Genomic DNA, 20,406 nt, shown 5'->3' with positions numbered 1-20,406 from the left:
TGGTCGAAGCTCCCTCAAGCCGTCACGGCCGCTATCGCGCGTTCCGAACGGGCCCACGCGGCAAGGGCGCCCAGCGCGAGCACCGCGAGACACACGATCGGCACGATCATGGGCCCGAACGCGGTTCCCGTGACCTTCCCGGCGAACGGCATCAGGTTCTGGCCGAAGAAGCCCCCGAGATTGCCGATCGAATTGATCGCCGCGACGCTCGCCGCCGCGCGCGCACCGGTGAAGTAGCGCGGCGGCATCGACCAGAAGCACGGATACAGCAGCGGAATGCACGCGCCGCCGAGCACGAGCGCGACGAAGCGCAGCGGCGTCGAGGGCAGGACAAGGCTCAGCAGGAAGCCCAGCGCACCGAGCGCGGCGACGATCGCGATCGCCCGCAGGATGCTCTTCGCGCGGCGCAGCTTCGCCGGCAGGTACAGCAGCAGCAACACCGACAGCGCCCAGGGCAGCATGCTCAGCATGCCGTTCGTGCTGCTCGATACGCCGAACGACTTGACGAGCGTCGGCAGCCAATAGGTCACGCCGTAGAGCGACGTCGACATCAGCATGTAGGTCGCGGCGAACAGCATCACGCGCGGATCGAGCAGCGCCTTCCAGGGCTGCGCGTGCTCGGCGTGCGCGGGCTTCTCGCGCTCGAGCGCGGCCGCGACGACCGCTTTCTCGCGCTCGCCCAAAAAGCGCGCCTCCTGGTACGACGCCGGCAGCAGCTTGAACACCGTGACGGCGACCAGCACGGCGGGGATGCCCGTCGCAATGAACACCCACTGCCAGCCCGCGAGGCCCCAGACGCCGTTCAGGCTCAGCAGCCAGCCGCCGACGAGCGAGCCGAGCATGTTGGCGAGCGCGCTGCCGAGCGTGAAGATGCCGAGCACGCGCGCGCGATAGCTTTGCGGAAACCACAGCGTCAGGTAATAGATGACGCCGGGATAGAAGCCGGCCTCGGCGACGCCCAGCGCGAAGCGCAGGCCGCAGAACACCGGCATCGAGGTCGTGAAGCCCATCAGCACCGTGATCGCGCCCCACGTGAGCATGATGCGCGCGAGCCACACGCGCGCGCCGAAGCGATGCAGCGCGAGCGTGCTCGGCACTTCGAACAGCAGATAGCCGATGAAGAACAGCGAAGATGCGAGGCCGAACGCGGCCTCGGTCATATGCAGGCTATGCACCATCTGCAGCTTCGCGAACCCGACGTTCTGCCGGTCGATGAAGGAGATCAGGAACATCACGACGAGGATCGGCAGCAGGCGGCGCGCCATCTTCGACATGACGTGCCGCTCTTCCGCGGATTGGGTTTCAGGGGTTGATGCGGTGTTCACTACAGACTCCTCCGGGGTTTCGGTCGTCTACGGTTTGCCGAGCATGGCCACGAACATCTCGTTCCAGGTGCGCGGCTTCGCCTTGATCGTGCCGACCATGTAAAGAAATTCGACGTAGTCCATCAGCAGTTCGGGCCACACCGAGAAGCGCGTTTCCGGCGCGGCGAGCACTTGCATCACGTCGTCGCGCGATACGCCGACGCTCGACGAGGCGACATAGATCGCCGCCGCAGCTTGCCGGTCGTGGGCAATCAGGCGGTTGGCTTCGTCCAGCGCGCCGATGAATGCCGTCGCGAGCGCGGGCTCGGCGTCGACCCGCCGCTTCGGCGCGAACACGACGTCGAGCGTCAGCGGACCGAGGACGTCGATCGAATCGACGACCCGATGGATGCCCGGCTGCCGCAACTCGAGCGTCGAGAACGGCGGCGACGTGAAGTGCGCGGTGACGCCGCTCTCGCGCCGGATCAGCGCCTGCATCGCCTGCGGATGCGGCAGGTTGACGGTGATCGAGTCCAAGCGCGCGAAATGCTGCGGCCCGAGCAGCTTGCTCGCGACCATCTGCAAGACCACCGCCGACAGCGAGGTGCGGATGCCCGGCACCGCGATCCGGTCGGACGGGGTGAAGTCGTCAAGCGACGCAATCTGCGGCCGGTTCGTGTTGAGCGAGAGCGACGTCGTCGACAGGCCGCTGATGCCGATCACCTCGACGTTCGGAATGCCGCGCGCCCGCGCCCACAGCTCGATGAAGCCGGGCGCGCCGGCGGCGGCGAAGTCGAGCGTGCCGGCCATCACGGCATCGTCGACCGAATTGCCCCCATCGAGCAGCACCCACTCGACGCTCACGCCGCGCAGCCCCTGCCGGGCGGCATGCCGCTCGAAGAGCCGCTCCTTCTCCATCACGAGCAGCGGCAAATACAGCAGGCCGTAGCCCTTCGAGATCCGCACCGTCCGCGGATTCGACGAGCGCACGAGAGCAGGCGCGAACGCCGCACCGAGGCCCGCCGCCATGAGCGCGCGGCGCCGCGGCGAAGGCTTCGCGCGATGGCGTCCGCCGCCCTCCCCCTGCTGCATGTCGTGGTCTCCTGTGCTATTAATGCGTCGCCGCATGGTCCATGCTTCGCAAGGTTATCGAGCGAGTCTGAGAAAATGCTGACATCGACTCCCCGGGAAAACCCGCAATCGAACTGATGAACAGATCGGCAGGAACGGCATCATGCGCATTCTGGTTGTAGAGGACGACACCGAAATCGGCGCGGCGATTGCAAGCCGCCTCGCGCGGCTCGGGCACGCCGTGGACCTGGAAGCGGACGGCGCGACGGCGAACAGCCTGCTTGGCGTCGAACGCTTCGATCTCGTCGTGCTCGACGTGATGCTGCCCGCGATGGACGGCTTCGCGATCCTGCGCAACCTGCGCGCCGCAGGCTGCACGACGCCGGTGCTGCTCGTCACCGCGCGCTCGGCCATCGACGACCGCGTGAGCGGCCTCGGGCTCGGCGCGGACGACTATCTCGTCAAGCCGTTCGACTACCGCGAGCTCGAGGCGCGCGTGCAAGCGCTGCTGAGGCGCAACAGCGGCCACGCCAACGACCTCGTCAAGCTCGGCGGTCTCGCGATCGACCGCAGCAGCCGGCTCGCCGAACTCGACGGCAAGCCGCTGTCGCTCTCGCGCCAGGAGTTCGCGCTGCTGGAAATCCTCGCGAGCCGTCCGCAGCGCATCTTCTCGAAAGAGGAACTGCTGAACCAGCTCTTCAGCTTCGGCAACGAGCCGACCGCGAACGCAGTCGAGCAATACGTGACGCGCGTGCGCAAGAAGCTGCAGGGCAGCTCGGTCGAGATTCGCACCGCGCGCGGCATGGGGTATCAGATTGCGACGCTCTGACTGGTTTCCGAAGACGCTGTTCGGCCGCACGCTGCTGTTCATCGCGCTGGTCGTGGCGTCGGGCGCGGCGGCGCTCGCGGTGATCGCGCGCTACTACGCGGGCGTCGCCTCCGAGCGCGCCTACGACCAGCTTCTCGCCGGCGCGGCCATCCAGGTGGCGGAGAACCTCTACGTGCAGGGCGGCGTGCTCGCGCTCAATCCGCCGGTGGCCGCGCTCTCGACGCTGTCGAGCTACGACCTCGTCTACTACAAGGTGGTCGATTCGCGCGGCGTCGTGGTGGCGGGCTCCGGAGACCTTCAGAGCCCCGCGAGCGCCGCCGCCGGACGGCAAGGGCCCGAGTTCGCCAACGGCGCCTATCAGCGGCAGCGCATCCGGATGGCGACCATCGCGCGCTATATGCCGGAGGAGCGCACGCCGGGCTGGGCCGTGGTGACGGTCGCGCAGACGACGCACGCCCGGCAGCAGTTGACGAACGACATGAGCTTCAAGGTATGGACGCTGATCCTGCTGATGAGCGTGCTCGCGATCGGCGCGAGCGGCCTCGCGATCCGGCACGGCCTGCGCCCGCTCGCGCAGATCGAGACGATCATCGCCGCGCGCGACCCCGCCGACCTGCGGCCCGTCGCGGCCGGCACGCCGAGCGAGATCGACGCGATCATCGGCGCGATCAACGGCCTGCTGCGCCGCCTCGCGGAGCGGATGACGGCGATGCAGCGCTTCATCGCCGACGCCGCACACCAGATGCGCACGCCGCTCGCCCGGCTCGACGCGCAGATCGAGCTGCTCAACGGCGAGACCGATCCCGCGCGCTATGCGGCGCGTCTCGATGCGCTGCGCGCGACGTGCTCGGACGTCGGCCGGCTCACCGGGCAGTTGCTGAACCACGCGATGGTGACCCATCGCACCGAAGCCGTCCCGCTGCAGCCGGTGGAGCTCGTCGGCCTCGCCAAGGAAGTGCTCGGCCGCACCATCCCGCTCGCCGGCGAACGCGACGTGCAAGTGGCCTTCGAAAGCGATGCGCCGCAGGCCTCAATCGCCGGCGATCCGATCAGCCTGCAGGAAGCGCTCTCGAACGTGCTGCATAACGCGCTGCTGCACGGCAAGGCGGACGAGATCGGCGTCAGCGTCGCGACGTCGGACGACGCCGTGACGCTGACCGTGACCGACAACGGTCCCGGCATTCCGCGCGAGCACTGGGAGGCGGCGCTGCGTCCGTTCCAGCGGCTCGGCGCGGACGGCACGGAACGCCGCACGGGCTCGGGCCTGGGGCTCGCGATCGTGCAGGAGGTCATGAAGGCGCACGGCGGGCGCGTCGGTTTTGCGTTCCCTCGCGCGGGAGGGTTTGCCGTGACGCTGGCGTTTCCGCGGGTACAGGACGGCGGCAATCGCTGATCGCGCCGAAGAAACCCGATGCACACCGTCAGCTTCTCGAACGTTCGCGCAGGAATGCGTTGAAGCATTCGCGGAAGCGGGCATCGCGCGCCGCGAGCAAGCGTGCCTCGATCCACAGCAGGGAATTCTCGCTTTCCCGGCTCGGCCCATTGCGAAACAACAGTTCATGCGCCGTCATTTCCGTGGACGCCTCGCCTTCGAAGGCGCTCGTCAAGCCGGCCTGTATCGCTTCGTGGTCGCGCCTGAGCAACTCGAGAAACAGCTCCGATTTACTGGAGAAATTCGAATAGAACGCGCCGCGTGTATAACCCGCCGCTTCCGCGATGCTTTCGATGCTCGCACCGACGAATCCCTTCTTCACGAAAATCTCTTTCCCGGCGTCGAGCAGACGTCGATGCGTCTGCTCCCTGCTCTGCTCGCGTGTCAGTCGCTGTTTTTTCATGTGGGCACGTTGCCCGGCTTGCCGATCCGATCGACGAGCCGAGCCTGATCACACCAGGGCATCAAAAGCGGATTCCGATCAACGCATGGCCAAGGGCTGAACGCTCGCGGCCGTGCCCGTACCCGCCGGCTCGGACTGCCAGCCTCCGCCGAAAGCCCGCACCACGGCGACGCTGGCCAGCAGACGCTGCGTATGGATCTGCGACGCGGCAAGGTCCTCCGCCAGCGCGCTGCGCTGGGCATCCGTGACGTCCAGATAGCTCGACAGCCCCTTTTGATAGCGGGCCAGGGCCACCTGGTAGGCGCGGGCCGCCGCCTGCTGCGCGGGCGCCTGCGCCTTGGCCTGCAGCTGACGCTGCTCGCTGTCGGACAACGCGTCCTCGACTTCCCGCAGCGCGGTCAGCAGTTCTTGCTGGTAATCGGCCAGCGCCTCGTCGTAGCGCGCCTTGGAGAAGGCGAGATTGGCGCGATTGCGTCCGCCGTCGAAGATCGGCAACGACAGCGCGAGCGGCCCGATTTCGAATTGGCGCGAATTGCCTTCGACCAAGTGGGCCAACGTCGTGGAGGCGTAGCCGAAATTTCCCGTCAGTTGCACCGATGGATAAAAGGCCGCTTCGGCCACCCCCACCTGCGCGTTCGCCGAGCGAAGCAAGGCCACGCTGCGCGCCAGATCGGGGCGCTGCGACAACAGCTGGGCGGGCAAGCCGACCGGCAGCGATGGCGGCTCCGGCAGCGGACCGGCCTGTTCCGCGATCAACGGCTGAGACGGGGAGGCGCCGATCAAGGTCGCCAGACGGTTTTCGAGCAGATTGCGCCGACGCTCCATATCGCGCAAATCGGCCTGCGCATTGGCCAATTCGACAGTCGCGCGCGACACGTCGAGCTCGTTCGTGAAGCCGTGCTCGAAACGGGCATCGACCAATTTCCGCGACTCCTGCCGAGTCGCCACGGCATCGCGCAGGATGGCCACCTCGACCAGCGTGCCGCGCAGTTGCCAGTACGTGCTCGCAATCTGCGTGGAAAGCAGCAGGGCGACCTCGTCGTGGTCCAATCCGGCGGCCTGCAGTTGCGCATCGGCCGATTCGACGAGACGCCGCACGCGCCCCCAGATATCGACTTCGTACGACATCGACAGACCCAGTGTGATCTGGTTGCCGCTGATCAAGGTGCCGTCCAGCGCCTGCGCGACCGGGGTGGTGCGCGAATCGCGCAGCCGCTCCGCGGAAGCGCCGAAGTCGAGCGAAGGCAGCTGGGATGCTTTCGCATTGCCGAGTTGCGCCTTCGCCTGAACCAGGCGCATGGCGCTGGCCTTCAGGCTCGGGCTGTCCTGCTGCGCACGCTGCTCCAGGCCATCGAGCGTGCCGTCGCCGAACACCGTCCACCAGTTTGCGGGCAGACGCGCCGCCGACGGCGCGCCGCTCTGCGCCGCATAACGATAGGCCGGAGCGGTCGCACCCTGCGGCGCGACAAAGTCGTGGCCTACCGTGGTGCAGCCGGCCATCAGCCCGAGGGCGCCCGCGAGCGCAATGCAAATCGTGTGCTTCAGTATCGTCATCACCGTATGAGTTGCTTCAAGAGTGTTATGAGGGACGTCCGCCCGAGGCAGAAGAAGATGCGAGCGACTGACGGATCATCAGTGACCCGCTTCCGCGCCGGCTTCCGAAGGCGCCGTCAATCTGTCGGCAAGCCAGATCACGCCGATGCACGCGAGCAGGGCCAGCCCGATGACGAAAAAGCCGTCGTTGTAGGCCATCACGTAGGCCTGTCTGCGCACCCCGATATCGATGGCCTGCAGCGCCTGGTTGGCCGCGGTCGCCGGATCGACGCCGCGCGCGACGAACGCGCGGGTCAACTGCTCGAGCCGCAGTTGCGTGGCGCCCGAATAGAGCGAAATGGCTTCCCCCAGCCTGGCCGAATGGAAGTGCTCGCGATTGGTCAGCGCGGTCGCCAACAGCGCAATCCCGATCGAGCCGCCCAGGTTCCGCATCATGTTGAACAGGCTGGAGGCGGAGGGCACGTCGCGCGGCGCGATGCCCTGCATCGCAAAATTGGCGAGCGTCACCATGAAGAACGGCTGGCCGGCGGCGCGCACGATCTGCGAATAGAACAGCTGGTCGTAGCCGGTGGTCGCGTCCATCCCCGAATTCATCAGACAGGAGGTACCAAACAACGCAAGGCCGATGGAGCACAAGATGCGGTTGTCGACTTTCGAGGAGATCCTGGCGACAACCGGCATGATCATGAACTGCGGCACACCGGCCCACATGATGACCTCCCCGATCTGCATCGGGGTGTAGCCGGCGATCTGCCCCAGGAACAGCGGCAGCAGGAATGCTGAACCGTACATCCCCATCCCCGTCACCGCCGACAATACGGCGGAGACGAAAAAGTTGCGCTGACCGTAGAGGCCCAGGTTGACGAAGGGGTTCTTGCGCACCGCGCTGGTGACGACCCATCCCAACAAGCCGAAGATAGCCAGTCCCGCGAACGTGACGATGAACGAGGAATTGAGCCAGTCGTTGGTATTGCCCTCTTCCAGAAATACGGTGAGGGAACCCAGGCCCACCGCCATGAAGCCGATGCCGATCCAGTCGGCGCTCAGCAATTTCCTGAGTTGGATGGGCTCGCGGTCGAGGCCATAGGCAATGCCGGCGATCAGCAACAGACCCGGGGCCCAGTTGATGTAGAAGATCGCGGGCCAGCCGTAAATGTCGCTGATATAGCCGCCCAAAGTGGGGCCCAGCGACGGCGACAGCGTGGCGGTCAAGCCGAACATGGCCAGGCCGGTCGAGCGCTTGGATGCCGGCAGTTTCTCCATGACCATCATCATCGCCATCGGAATCAGAGCGCCCCCTGCAAAACCCTGCAGCATCCGGAACAGGATCATGCTGTGCAGGCTCCAGGTCGCGCCGCACAGCGTGGAAAACAGCAGGAACAGGGCCGTGGTGCCCATGATGTAGGCGCGCATTCCGAACACACGGCGGAACATGGCCGTCAACGGAATGACGACGATTTCAGCAACCAGGTAAGCGGTCGAGATCCATGACCCCTCTTCCTGCGTGGCTGACAGCGTGCCGAGAATGTCCTTCAGCGAGGAATTGGTGATCTGGATATCGAGCACGGCCATGAACGCCCCCAACATGACGGCGGCGACGGCGACCCACGTGCGCGGCTCGATTCGAACGCCGCCGGCCGGCGGCGCAGCGGCGGCGGCCGGGGTCCGGAGTTGCACTGAATTCGTCATGACGCCGCTCCTAGCTTGCCGACTTGGCGTGTTCCGGCTGGCTGAGCTTCACTTCGGCCAACGCGGACATGCCCGGCACCAGACGCCCGTCCAGCGCCGCTATGTCTTCCGGACGCAGGACGATCTTGACGGGAATGCGCTGCACGATCTTGGTGAAATTCCCGGTCGCGTTGTCGGGCGGAAGCAGCGCGAATTGGGCGCCGGACCCCGGAGCGAAACTGTCGATGCGGCCGATCAGCGGCTTGTCCGGCATCGTGTCGACCTTCACCTCAACTTGCTGTCCCGAACGCAGGCCCTCCAGTTGCGTTTCCTTGAAATTGGCGACGACCCACACGTCCTCCTGGACGATCGCCGCCAATTGCTGCCCCGGCTCCACGCGCATGCCCACTTCGATCGTGCGCTTGCCGATGCGTCCCGAGACCGGCGCGACAATGCGGTTGTAGGCGAGCTGCTGCTGCGCTTCCTTCAGCTGCGCTTTCAAGACCTGGATCTGCGCCTTGATGACGTCGCGCGACGCCTGTTCCGCCCCGATCTGGGCCTGCGCCGCGGACACGCTGTCACGACGCGCCGAGAGATCGGCCGTGGCGCTTGCGAGCTTCGCGTTCGCGGCATCGAATTCCGACTTCGAGACCGCCTTCATTTGCGTGCTGTAGAGCTGGCCGTAGCGATCCGCGTCCTGCCTGGCCCGCTGGAGCTCGGCAGCCGATTGCGCCACCTGGGCCGTCGCGCCGTTGGCCTGCGCCCGCGCCTGCGCGATCCTGGCATCGGCCTGGATCACTTGCTGCTCGGCCGTGCCGATCTGCGCCTCGATCTGCTCCACCTTCACGCGCTGATCGGCCGGATCCAGCTCCGCGATCACGTCGCCCTTGCGAACGGTCTGGTTGTCCTTGATCAGCACAGCGGAAACGACACCGGCGATCCGGGTCGAGACAGGATGAACATGGCCCGCCACATACGCATCGTCCGTTTCGACGAAGTAATGGCTCTTCCACCACATCCTGCCGCCGGCCCCGATGGCCGCCATCGCAAAGAGGGCTGCGATGATCAATACGCGCCGGTTGGGCGGCGCCTTGGCCGACGGCTCGGGCTGGGACGGCTCGACAAGCGAGACGGCCGGGGATCTCGCGACGCCGGCAGGGGTGAACGCCGGCTCTGTTTGCGTGCGCGAAGTTGACATATGACGCTCCAAAAATTGAGTAATTCCGGCAAGGCCGGGGAGTATTGCGGGGCGCCTCGACGAGGCTGGCAACCGTTACCGATCCGATGAAATCTCTGAGTAAAGACCTACTACCGCCACATTTAGCACACGTGTGCTAAATGTGACCAAAAAAACGCCCGGCGAAACCGGACGGGCTTAATTACCTTGATAACTCAAGCTCTTATAGGTCGCGATGAGCCGACCGTAAGCGCCTCTCATGCGCTGCTCGGCGCTCGGATCGCGCATGAAGCGAACCTCGTGCATCAAGCCTACGATCAGGCTGGAGATTTCGAATACGAGCTGCTCGGGATCCGTATCCGGCCTGAGATGCCCCAGTTCCATCGCCTGCAGCACGGTACGCCGCATGACCGCGCGCGAGCGCACGACCCCCTCCTGCAAACGCTCCCGCAATGGGCTGTCGAGATCGTCGAATTCGAAGGCGCCGGCCGTATAGATGCAGGCGACCGCCGAATCGGCGTCGGCGGCCCGCTTTATCCATCCCGCCACCATCGCATCCAGCCTCGGCAAACCCGCCGGCAACGCCAAGGCGGGCTGGAACACCTCGGCGAAAAAGCGGCGGTCGGATTCGTCGAGCACCGCCTCCTGGAGCGCTTCGAGCGAACCGACCCGAGCGAAGACGCCGCTCTTGCTGATTCCCAGGCGCTTCGCCACTTCGCCCAACGACAATTTGCCGATACCCTCGGCCGCCGCCATCTCGAGCGCCGCCGAGACAATGAAGGCGAAGGTGGTTTCGCTTTTACGGGTCAATGTACTCATGCGAGAAATTTAGCACACCCGTGCTATATACGGCAAACTATTTATCCGGCGACGAGGCCGGCTGGGGGGCCGATACGGACGACGCAACCGGATTCCTGCTCTCCCAGGCCGAGATCAAAGGCCTGCTGTCGAGATTCCAGGGGTTGTATCCGAGCCTGAAATATCCCAGGAAATCGAGGAAGGTCGTCCTCAGGACGCCGGTCCGGGAAAACAAATACGAGAACAGTCCCTTGTAGGTTGCCGGCTTGAAAAAAATCCCGTCCTTCCAGAAGAGATACGCCATTCTCGCGAATATGCCCGGCAGCATGATGAGCGCCAGCAACAGCACCATTCCGGCAACGCGCGAAAAGTACGATCCCCCGAAATATCGAAAGATATCGAAGCACACCGACTTATGCGCCAGCTCCTCGACCGCATGCCATTCCCACAAGCTGAACATCGTCGGGTCGCACTCCGAAAACCAGTCGTCCGGCCGCTGCAGGCCGAAATGGGAAAACGCGGCGGTCCAGTGCTCGACCGCGACGAACAAGGCCAGATTCCAGTTCAAGGGAAGCCATATCGAAAGGCGCTTGAACAGCGAGCGCTCCCACGACTCCATCCGTGTCAAGAACGGATAGTCGGGGTGCAGGCGTTGCGCGTTGAATCTCGAGTGCGCATTGCCGTGCTCGCCCTCCTGCCGGCAGAACTGGGAAGTCTCCATGTTGAGCTTGGCGTCGTCGATGCGCTTGACGATCGGCAGCAGCGTCACGATCGCGCAGAACTCGATATTCGGCAGCAGGCTGGAGAAGGTGTTCCAGAAGTGGCTCTTGACGGCTGACCCGCCGTTCCACCTCCGAGCATCGCAGCCGGCGAAATCGAATTCCGGCACCGGAAAGTCGAGCGGAACCGGAGTATGGCTGTATGTTTTGTTCATGGATTCTGAACCGCCCGATAGGCATCGAGATGCGGATGGATGACATGGCGCCACAGCGACGGCACCAAGGTCAGCAGAAAGAGCAAGGGATAGCTCAAGGGCAGGCGCGGGCTGTTCTTCGTGCAATTCAGTTCCGAGTACTCCTTGTTCGGATGAAGATGATGATCGGAATGCTTCTGCACGTTGATCAGGACCAGGTTGCTGAACCACATGTCGCAATCCCAGGCATGGCATTCCGAAATGACCTCTCGTTCGCCGGCAACGCTCGACTTCCGCTCAAGGCCGTAGTGTCCGATGAAGTTCATCATCTCCAGAACCAGGATGCTCAAGAACGATTGCAGAACAAAGAACACCAGGGATTTGATGCCGAAGCCATAAAAAATGAGCAGCGCGAGGCAAGCGCTGGCCAGATATCCGCCGATATTCTCGACAACGATTTTCCGGCTCTGCCGCACATTCTTTCCCTCGTCGCCGCCCCACCATCCGAACAGATTCACGGCAATCGCGCCAGGCAGGAACTGATAGAGCGTCTTGCCATAGCCTGCCGAGGTCGGATCCTGCGGCGTGGCGACAAGCACGTGGTGGCTGTGCAAGTGGGCCAGTTTCGCCCCGGTATAGAAGCTGGTGGAGAACAGCGCGATCCCGACGACTCGCTCGAAGCGAGTGCGGTGGTGAATCAATTCGTGCGCAGGGTTTTGGCCGTAAAGCGCCGACAGGATTCCGGCCGTCAGCAGCACGATCAGCGTATCCAGGACGCCCAAGGCGTTGCCGTGGATATACCAGGCGAAAAAAAAGACGTTCCCGAACTGCACCGGCAGGCTCAATACGGGAATGACCTTTTCCGCAACCGCTCTGTGCCACGAGGGCCGCTTGTCTTCCCCGATCATCGGATTCGGCAGCAGATCCAATAGCGGAATCGCCACGAAGATAAACAACAGCGTCGCATAGGCAAAATCGATTCTGCCGCCGGCGTGCGGCAGCCACCAGAAGACCGCGTAGTTGACGAGCGCCGGAAGAAAAAAGGCAATGTATCGGGACATGCAAGAGCTCCTAGCCGTTACAGTCCTATCCGCTGCATGCGGGTTTGATGCTCGATTTGGATTTCGCTCAGCAAGATCCTGACCTGATCGACCTCGGACACATCGCGCATGGTCTTGCCACGGAAAATCTCGATGCCGCCGATCAGATCCATGTATTCGTTCGCCACCAGCTGGTACAAGTGGATGTAGTGCTGGATGGTCGCCTCGAACACGTCGGTCATCAGTTGATGGAACTCCCCCGCGAGACGCAGCATCCGGTTGCGCGACTCGTCTCCGAGCTTGGTATAGCGCTTGATGATCGCTTCGCCGAATTTGACGTGGTGCACTTCGTCGGCAAACGCGCCGCGAATCAGCTGCGTCAACGACGGATCGAAGGCCGACCAATACGCGGATTCGTAGCGGTAGATCGGATAGGCCATGCCCTCCAGCACGATGTTGTGCGCCATCATCGCGGAAGCAAAGTCCCCCTTGTCCACCTGCTCCGCGATCAGGTCATAGAACTTGCGCATTTCCTTCGTCGTCACGTCCTGCATCATCTGGTCGCGCTGTTGCGGCGACACGCCGAACTCCGCGAGGCGCTGACTGAAGATTTCGTAATGCCGGGCCTCGTCGACCGTCTGCGTGGCGAGAAAAACAGCCGACGCTTCGTCCGGCGAATGCCCGACCAGCTTGGAAATGCCCAAGTAGGACACGCGTTCCGCGGTCAGGAAGGTGGCGATATCGAGCTTGTAGATCTGATTCACGAGACGGTCGTCGCGCACGGCCGAATGGGTCCGCGCCTGGTCCGGGTCGATTCCGTACTTCGTCCCCTTCAGATTGCGCCAGGGGGTGCGCTCCAGCCAGCTCTGGATGTCGAAGCGATCCGGATTCCACCCGTCGGCAATAAATTTCTCCATTACCTCGCTGCCGGCGGGAGTCTCGATCAGCTCGGAATTGCTTGCAATTACATCGGTCATTTGGGAGTCTTGATAGAAATGGGACGACTGAACGGATTAATGCAAATGGCGGAGATAACGAGGCCTTCGGCCAGCAGGATCAATTTGACGGCGGAGCTCCCTACGTCCACGAAGGCGCCAACGACGATCACCGCCAGCAGCAGGAAGACGGGCGTGACGACGTAGCGGGATATGGGAAGCTGAATGCCTCGCCGATCCTTTTTTCTCCGCAATTGCAGCCAGGCGACCAGCACGAAACCGTAGACGATACAGAGATGAAGCCCGAGCAATAGACTGATATAGCCGCTGAGCGCGTCGCTGGCCATGATCGGTACCGCGGCGATCACGGATGCGCTGATAAAAAGAATCGCGTTTTGCGGAGCGAGACTTTTGCCCTGCAGCTTGGCGAACCAGACCGGAATCTCGCCCTCGCGGGCCAGGCTGTAAAGCATGCGCGCCGCACCGGAAAGACCGACATTGAAGTTGGTCAACATCGCAAACAGGCTCAATAAGGTCACGACGAGAATCGCGGACTGGGCATGCGTCTTCTTGGCCAACTCCAGGTGCGGCAATTTCAACAGCGGGATCTGGTCTATCGAAAACTGCGAGCCCAGGGCCGAGCCGAGCAGGCCATATAGCGCGCCGGTAAGCAGCACCGAGACGACCAGCGCCTGGGGCAGGGTTCGCTTGAACGCGTCGTGCCGAGTCACGTGCATCACGGCCCATTCCACCCCGACAAAGAGAAACAACGCACTGGGCACGCTGTGCAGCCAGTCGCTATGACTCCGTGCGGGCTGCGAGACCGCATCGGGGTTCATGCCCATCATCGACAAGCCGATCATCATGCAGACCACCAGCAATGCCATGACGATCTGGAAGCGCATCGACAACTCATAGCCTCTCAGGTTCACGACGACGATCGAAGCGAGCAGGAAGACAAGCAACCCGATAGCCCACGTCCCCGGGAGCAGCTGCCGCAGGAGCAGGTGACACAGGAAAATCTCCAGCCCTCCCATCAGCATGACCATGCAGATGTAAAACAGCGTCACGGCCAGGGAAAACCGGTTGCCGAAAGCCGCCTTGGTGAAGGCCCTGATCCCGATCGCGCCGGGGAACTTGGAAGACAGCTCGGCAAAGCACAGCACGATCACGATCATCGCCACGCCCGCGACGACGAGCGACACATAAAATGCCGGGATGTCGACATAGGCGAATAGCGACGCCAGGACGGTATTGCAGGTGATCGAAACCGCCATGCCGATGGCAATCGCGACCAGCCTGATCAGCTCGGAAAAGCGCTTCAACAGATGCCCCATAGAATGATGGCGATCGCATCGAACTTGACCTGGTCGCTCATGCCGCCGTATATCTCCAGCAGGCCGTCGTTGTTGGCTCGAATGGCGTTCACCCTGCCCTCGAACAGTCCTTGCATGATCTCCTGGTCGCAGACGATCTTCGTCTGATGATCCGGGTCGCTGCCCTTCTCGAACTGGCGCACGCTGTCTATTTTCCCGTCCTTGACGTCGAGGAAATAAGACGCCGACGCGTCCTTTTCTTCCAGCAGAATTTCCGTGTTCCAGCCCTTGACGATGCGCTGGATCTGGGCGTTGGCATTGACATCGATTTTGAATTTTTCCAATACGGAAAGCATGGACTTCACTCCTTGAATCACATGGCGCCGCGATTTTCCTGGCTCTGCCAGATGGCCGACTCGTCGTCGTTCCAATCCGAGCGTCCGCTGAAGTGAGCGCGCGCCCGGAGCAGTCTCGGATCGTCGGATGCCAGGCCGGCCGTCATCGGACTGGCACTGCGCGGAGCCTGCTGCACCGGTCCGCTCGTGCGAAACGTCCAATCCAGCAATACTGCCGGTGGCGAAATGGTGTACCAGCGCTTCTCGTTCCAGTGATGATGTCCCATGTGCTGGAGCCTGACGTAGCGCAGAATGGGCCCTGGAATATGAGGCGAATGGACGAGCAGATGCCACCACTCGAACATCAAGTACCCGACGATCAGGCCGGACGAAATCGCGGCCGCCTGATACCAATCCCGCGTCACCAGCACAAAGAGCACGGCGTTTATCAACAGAGCCGGCAGCGTGTACCAGAGCGGGGTGAACAGCAAATCCACCCGGCGAGGCTTGTCGTGATGTCCGAGATGCAGGCGGTAAAGCAAGCGGTAAAGCGTAGGGTTTTTCGGAATCACGCCGTGGAAGATCAGGACATGGCTGAAATACTCCTCCGGCAAATACAGCAGCCAGCCCAGGAGTGACAGCCACAGTGCGTGCGGCGCGGTCAATTTCTGCAGCGCCATGAACATGGCCGCCGCGGAAAGCACGACATACAGGCGCACCGCGTGATCCGAAAAATATATTTTCCTCAAGGCCGGCAGCACGGAGGCTGAAGAAAAGGCTTTCATAGCGCTCGATTCGAAAGATTGCTCAAACCGTCGATCGCCTCGGCCACGGACAATTCACCCTGCGTCGTCGCGATGCAATCCGAGAAGCCGTGCGACAAGGCGCTTTCGTATATCCAGCGCGCCTGGTCGTATGAAGGACGGGCTCCCAGGCTGTACGACCGGTCGGCGCCGTTCATCGCCAGCATCATCGTTTCCGACAGGCACGCCAGATTGAACCCGGGTTGGAAGCCGAGAATGTTGGATCGTCCGAATTGATACGCTTCGTTAAGCTTCACGACGCCTCCTTCGAAGACCAATACGTCCGGACGGGACCGGTGCACGCTGCTCTTCAGGTCGGGCGGCCGGGCGGCATCGCACACGACCGAGTTCTTGCGCAGCCAGGCCGGCTCGATGAAGCTCTTGCCCTGGCTGGTCGCCGAAAGCACGCCCTGGGCCTTGCCGAGCACGGACTGGATATCCACGGATATTTCCACCGGCGCCGGCCCCGGCAGATTGCTCTCGACGATCGCCTTGATTTCCGAAAAATTGCGGTCTTCATCGGGCCGGCCGTCCAGCAGGATCCGATTGCAGGCGTTGATCACGGAGAACGGATCGGCAAGATGGTGAAGCAGGTAATGCGCAAGCCCGCTCATGTTTTTGCCCTGCATCTGCACGACGGCGCGAGCATAAATTTCGCCGGCGATATCCTTCAGCACGTCCAGCGCCTTCGGATTATCGGAATTGCCGACCAGAATCAATTGGCTGTAGTGCTCCGCCAGGTGAAGCGCAGACAGGCGTCCGACCGAACCGGCGGCGCCGATCACCGCGATGCGCGTACCGGCATCGCTCTGGCCGGTCGCGTTCAACGCCTTGTGCAGGCTTTCGGCACCGGCCAGCGCGGTGAAGCTGTTTCCTGTCGTGATCGGGATGCCGGCGTCCGCCACGTCGACTCCGCCGCGCGAAATGATGGAAGTGAATGCGCCGAGGCCGACGATATCCACCCCCAGGGATTTCGCACAGTCGATGTAGCACGACAGTAATCTCTGGCGATGCGGCTTGCTGAGGCGCATCATGCGCTCCGGCGGCAACGGGCAGGCGATCAGCCAGCCCTCGACGTAGCCGCCGAGCTTGGAACGGATCTTTTTCGCATGAAACACCGGCGCCGGGTCGTAGCGCTTGGCGAACCAGCTCTGCATCCAAGCCTGAAACTCGCTTTTGTGCGGCTCCTCCAGATCGATGATGGAGCGCGGCATGATATTGACGAGATCGTCGATCGACGTCGGATGAATCAGGAAGGCGAAGCTGCCCAATTTCTTTTCGGTTGCGTCCGCATCGGATTCTTCCTTGACGACCGTGAAGTTCGAGGCGTGCTTTTCCGAATACGACACCTCGTCCGGGTGGCGGTCGATCAGATAGGAAAAGAGCGACGAGAAATTCTTGTGCCGGATCAAATGCGCGCATTGATCGAGCGCGGCAATCAATCGATCGATATGGCATTTCTCGACGGTCAGCGACGGCTCGATGCGCAGCAAATCCTGCCGATTGAACAGCGGCGCAACGATGATCTTGCAGACATTCACCAGATAGCCGCAAATCAGCGGCACGATGTAGCCCTGCACGCTCGCGTGCGCCAGAAAATAGCTTTCTTCGCCGTCGAACGGATGCAGGCGCAGGCTGTGCATCAGCCCGGTGCCTTGGTGGTCGCAGAAGATGTCCGCATATTTCTGCGTGAGCGCATCCAGCTGTTCGCCAAGATATGCCGAGACCTCGTTGACGTGACGCATCAATGCGCCGTCGTCTTTACGCAATCTTTCGATGCTGGCCAATGCGGCCGTGCAGGCGACATGATTGTTGGCGAACGTGGAGCTGTGAAACATGCCGAATTCCTCGGACCAGGCCGCTTTCGTGCACAGCACCGCGCCGATGGGCACCAACCCGCCGCCGAGCGCCTTGGCGAGACAAAGAATGTCCGGCTTCACACCCGGGAATTTCTTGATCGAGAAGAACTCGCCGAGCCGCCCCATTCCGGTTTGCACTTCGTCGACGATCATCATGGCCTTGTGCGTCTTGCAGAGGTCATGAACCCTCTGCACATATTCGACGCTCAAAGGCCGCATCCCGCCTTCGCCCATGACGGTTTCCAGGACGAAGGCTGCGATCTCATCGTCGGCGAATACCCGGTCGAGCGCCTCGAAGTCCTCGGGCTCGACCTTGATGCTGTCCTCTGTATTGATCAGGAAGGGTTCGCTGTACAAAGGATTGCCGGTGATCGTCAGGGCCCCGGAAGTCTTTCCGTGAAACCCCAGATTCAGGCTGACGACCTTCTTTCGCCCCGTCGCGGCGCGCGCCATCTTGAGCGCCGCTTCGACCGATTCCGCACCGCTGTTGGTGAATACTGCATAGCTGAAGTTGAAATCCGGCTCCAGCAACACCAGCGCCTTCGCCAGATCCCTGGCGCCGCGGCTATAGAACGGCTGCACCATCGACGGCACGTCGCCCTGGTTTCTCAGCGCGTCCCAGATATCCGACGGGTTGTGGCCAAACGGTACCGCGCCGTATTGCGCGAGAAAGTCGAGATACTTGTTCCCCTTTTCGTCATAGACGAAGACGCCGTCCGCCTTCACAATCGTCTTGTTGAAACGTGCATGCCGAAGAAGAAAATCGCGCTCCGGGTTGAGATAACACTCGTCGGCGTACATCATTGGATTCCCGTATTTTTTAGGTAAGCGAGCGCCACGGCCGCGGTTCCCGCTGCGGCACTGGTGAACATCGATATCTTGTAGATGAAGAAGAGCCGGCCTTTCTCTTTGCTCAACGCCAGGAAAACGCGCGGCCAGACCGACAGGCTTCCATACAGGTGACAGGCCAGCATCACTACCCAGCAGGCAGCCTCCCCAATGACGAAAGCCGAGTTGAGCGGCGTGTGATCGACCAGCGCCAGCGCCACGCCTGACAATGCGGTCGCGAATATCAACAGATACAGCAACGGGGCGGCGCGGGCGCCCTGCTCCTGCATCAACTCGGCGTACACCGCCTGCGGGCGGGATCGATACATCGGGAACAACAGCGTCAAGTTGAAATACATGGCGCCGAGCCACGAGAGCATCGAAAACACGTGAATCAGCACCAGCAGGCTTTTGAGTGTCATCATCGACATCCGGACGATTTGGATTGTTAAGCGTATTTCCAACTACACCGCGCAAACCTGCGGTTCGATCGGCATGATCTCGATCTCATCCGGGTGCTTGGCGCACAGGCATTGCTCTTCTTTCTCCACCTCGAGCACGGAAAAGTCGTGGTGCAGCGCGTCGTACTTCAATATTTTTCCGGCCAGGTTGCTGCCGATGCCCAGCAGGACTTTGATGGCTTCGACCGCCTGCAGCAGCCCGATGACCCCAGGCAGGATCCCGAGCACGCCTGCTTCCGCGCAGGACGGCGCCATTTCGGCGGGAGGCGGCTCCGGATAGATGCAGCGATAACAGGGCGCCGAGCTGCTGGTCGTGAAGGTCGTGACATAGCCTTCGAAGCGATAGACGGCCCCGTGCACGTTGGGAATGCCGAGCTTGACGCAGGCGTCGTTGATCAGGTAGCGAGTCTTGAAGTTGTCGGTGCCGTCGACGACGAGGTCGTATTCGCTCAGGATGTCCAGCACGTTCGACTCGTCCAGATAGACCGGATGCGGCTGCACCTTGACCGCCGAGTTCAATCGGCGAATCGCGCCGGCGGCGGACTCGACCTTGAGCATGCCCAGCGTGTCTTCGCCATGCAGTATCTGGCGCTGCAGATTGCTGCTCTCGACGATATCTGCATCGACGATGCCGATCGTTCCCACCCCCGCGGCGGCCAGGTACATGGCAACAGGCGACCCCAGCCCGCCGGCGCCCAACAGCAATACCTTGCTTTGAATCAGCTTGAGCTGCCCGCTCTCCCCGACCTCGGGGATCAGCAGGTGGCGCGCGTAGCGCTCCTTATCGCGTTCGTTCAGCTGCGCCGGGATCTTCGACCTCAGAGACGCCTCTTTCCATCGCTTGTAGCCGCCCATCACGCTGTACACGTTGGCATAGCCGAGGTTCTTCAGGCTTTCGGCGGCGAACAGGGAGCGCAATCCCCCGGCGCACAGGATCGCTATGGGACGCTCTTTTTCGCTGCACACATCGTGTATGCGCATTTCCAGGAAGCTGCGCGACAGGTGCTGCGCGGGCTCCGGCATGCCTTGCTTGATTTCGTCGCCGTCACGCACGTCGATGAGCAAAGCCTTTTGCTCTTCGACCATGCGCAATGCGTCCTCCGGCGAAATTTCCTTGATGGTTTCCCGCAGATAGGCTACGCGCTGCTCATATCCGCTCATTTCAGCCCCCTGCGAATGCGGTAACGATTTCGATCGTATTTCCCGCCCGCACTTCCGCACCCAGCCCGCCTTGCTTGGCCAGATCTTTTCCATCGAGATAAATCTTGACGAATTTCTTCGGCGCTTTTTGACTTTCGTCCAAAAGACGCTCCGACATCGACGCGTCCAGCTTATTCAATTGCAATATCGCATTCAGCGCCGTGTCCGCATTCACTTCTATTTTTGCGACACCTTTTGAAAATTTACGCAGCGGAACCGGAAGCGACACATAAACGGTTGCCATCAGAAACTCCTATAGATCGAACTATTCACACGTTGTGAAGCGACGGATTCGGCGTGCTGCGGCCGAAATATCCCGCACCGCCCTCATGTCCAGAGACTGACGTTTTCGAAATGCCGCTACCTGACATTTCTTTCCGAAAAATTAGTCACTGATTTTTCGCAGATTGTTATCGATTACCCGAGGATCATCCATAGTCACTTATCACTCGCACCATGGACTGAACCCAAGGTCGTCGC

The 20,406-nt window shown here is 62.2% G+C and carries 17 protein-coding genes and 1 pseudogene; 2 read left to right on the top strand and 16 right to left on the bottom strand.

Translation table 11 applies throughout. From position 1 onward, the window contains the following. Positions 1-14: 14 nt before the first annotated feature. Positions 15-1,274, bottom strand: coding sequence for an MFS transporter (locus FAZ69_RS16090; protein ID WP_136896330.1), 1,260 nt, complete (start codon positions 1,272-1,274; stop codon positions 15-17). A 78-nt stretch (positions 1,275-1,352) separates the two neighbouring features. Continuing rightward, complete coding sequence (locus FAZ69_RS16085) at positions 1,353-2,396, bottom strand: ABC transporter substrate-binding protein (RefSeq protein ID WP_136896061.1); 1,044 nt, start codon at positions 2,394-2,396, stop codon at positions 1,353-1,355. A gap of 142 nt (positions 2,397-2,538) precedes the next feature. On the opposite strand from FAZ69_RS16085, the gene FAZ69_RS16080 reads away from it, so the two are divergent. Further along, positions 2,539-3,204 (top strand): response regulator transcription factor, encoded by a 666-nt coding sequence (locus tag FAZ69_RS16080; protein ID WP_136896060.1) that lies wholly within the window; start codon positions 2,539-2,541, stop codon positions 3,202-3,204. Continuing rightward, complete coding sequence (locus FAZ69_RS16075; protein WP_136896059.1) at positions 3,191-4,597, top strand: sensor histidine kinase; 1,407 nt, start codon at positions 3,191-3,193, stop codon at positions 4,595-4,597. The genes FAZ69_RS16080 and FAZ69_RS16075 overlap by 14 nt, the downstream gene beginning before the upstream one ends. Before the next feature lie 40 nt (positions 4,598-4,637). On the opposite strand, the pseudogene FAZ69_RS16070 reads toward FAZ69_RS16075, so the two are convergent. The 14 genes and pseudogenes from FAZ69_RS16070 to FAZ69_RS16005 form a co-directional block, all read right to left on the bottom strand. Then, a pseudogene (locus tag FAZ69_RS16070) lies at positions 4,638-5,039 on the bottom strand (TetR/AcrR family transcriptional regulator); the annotation flags it as partial. A 78-nt stretch (positions 5,040-5,117) separates the two neighbouring features. Then, positions 5,118-6,593, bottom strand: coding sequence for an efflux transporter outer membrane subunit (locus tag FAZ69_RS16065; protein WP_136896057.1), 1,476 nt, complete (start codon positions 6,591-6,593; stop codon positions 5,118-5,120). Between the two features lie 78 nt (positions 6,594-6,671). After that, positions 6,672-8,282, bottom strand: a complete 1,611-nt coding sequence (locus tag FAZ69_RS16060) for a DHA2 family efflux MFS transporter permease subunit (RefSeq protein WP_136896056.1) — start codon at positions 8,280-8,282, stop codon at positions 6,672-6,674. A 10-nt stretch (positions 8,283-8,292) separates the two neighbouring features. Beyond that, a complete protein-coding gene (locus FAZ69_RS16055; protein ID WP_136896055.1) occupies positions 8,293-9,459 on the bottom strand; it encodes an HlyD family secretion protein in 1,167 nt (388 codons plus the stop codon). Positions 9,460-9,636: 177 nt separating this feature from the next. Further along, positions 9,637-10,257, bottom strand: a complete 621-nt coding sequence (locus tag FAZ69_RS16050) for a TetR/AcrR family transcriptional regulator (protein ID WP_136896054.1) — start codon at positions 10,255-10,257, stop codon at positions 9,637-9,639. Between the two features lie 37 nt (positions 10,258-10,294). Beyond that, the gene (locus tag FAZ69_RS16045) at positions 10,295-11,170 is read right to left on the bottom strand and encodes a metal-dependent hydrolase (protein WP_169708667.1); all 876 of its coding nucleotides are present in this window, start codon (positions 11,168-11,170) and stop codon (positions 10,295-10,297) included. Then, on the bottom strand, positions 11,167-12,210 hold the full coding sequence (locus tag FAZ69_RS16040; RefSeq protein ID WP_136896052.1) for an alkane 1-monooxygenase: 1,044 nt from the start codon (positions 12,208-12,210) through the stop codon (positions 11,167-11,169). The genes FAZ69_RS16045 and FAZ69_RS16040 overlap by 4 nt, the downstream gene beginning before the upstream one ends. A 17-nt stretch (positions 12,211-12,227) precedes the next feature. Then, positions 12,228-13,166 (bottom strand): ferritin-like domain-containing protein, encoded by a 939-nt coding sequence (locus FAZ69_RS16035; RefSeq protein WP_136896051.1) that lies wholly within the window; start codon positions 13,164-13,166, stop codon positions 12,228-12,230. Next, positions 13,163-14,449, bottom strand: a complete 1,287-nt coding sequence (locus FAZ69_RS16030; RefSeq protein WP_169708666.1) for an APC family permease — start codon at positions 14,447-14,449, stop codon at positions 13,163-13,165. Before FAZ69_RS16030 ends, FAZ69_RS16035 begins: the two co-directional genes overlap by 4 nt. After that, a complete protein-coding gene (locus FAZ69_RS16025) occupies positions 14,446-14,796 on the bottom strand; it encodes a hypothetical protein (protein ID WP_136896049.1) in 351 nt (116 codons plus the stop codon). The genes FAZ69_RS16030 and FAZ69_RS16025 overlap by 4 nt, the downstream gene beginning before the upstream one ends. Before the next feature lie 17 nt (positions 14,797-14,813). After that, positions 14,814-15,560, bottom strand: coding sequence for a hypothetical protein (locus FAZ69_RS16020; protein WP_136896048.1), 747 nt, complete (start codon positions 15,558-15,560; stop codon positions 14,814-14,816). Then, the gene (locus FAZ69_RS16015) at positions 15,557-18,742 is read right to left on the bottom strand and encodes an aminotransferase class III-fold pyridoxal phosphate-dependent enzyme (protein WP_136896047.1); all 3,186 of its coding nucleotides are present in this window, start codon (positions 18,740-18,742) and stop codon (positions 15,557-15,559) included. The genes FAZ69_RS16020 and FAZ69_RS16015 overlap by 4 nt, the downstream gene beginning before the upstream one ends. After that, the gene (gene moeB, locus FAZ69_RS16010; RefSeq protein ID WP_206171209.1) at positions 18,730-19,980 is read right to left on the bottom strand and encodes a molybdopterin-synthase adenylyltransferase MoeB; all 1,251 of its coding nucleotides are present in this window, start codon (positions 19,978-19,980) and stop codon (positions 18,730-18,732) included. The genes FAZ69_RS16015 and moeB overlap by 13 nt, the downstream gene beginning before the upstream one ends. Beyond that, positions 19,889-20,170, bottom strand: coding sequence for a MoaD/ThiS family protein (locus tag FAZ69_RS16005; protein WP_136896046.1), 282 nt, complete (start codon positions 20,168-20,170; stop codon positions 19,889-19,891). Before FAZ69_RS16005 ends, moeB begins: the two co-directional genes overlap by 92 nt. Between the last annotated feature and the right edge of the window lie 236 nt (positions 20,171-20,406).

Source organism: Trinickia terrae (assembly GCF_005144415.1).
In the GTDB taxonomy this organism is placed as follows: Bacteria; Pseudomonadota; Gammaproteobacteria; order Burkholderiales; family Burkholderiaceae; genus Trinickia_A; species Trinickia_A terrae.
The sequence above is the reverse complement of the archived record's forward strand: the minus strand, read 5'-3'. Positions and strand labels throughout refer to the sequence as shown.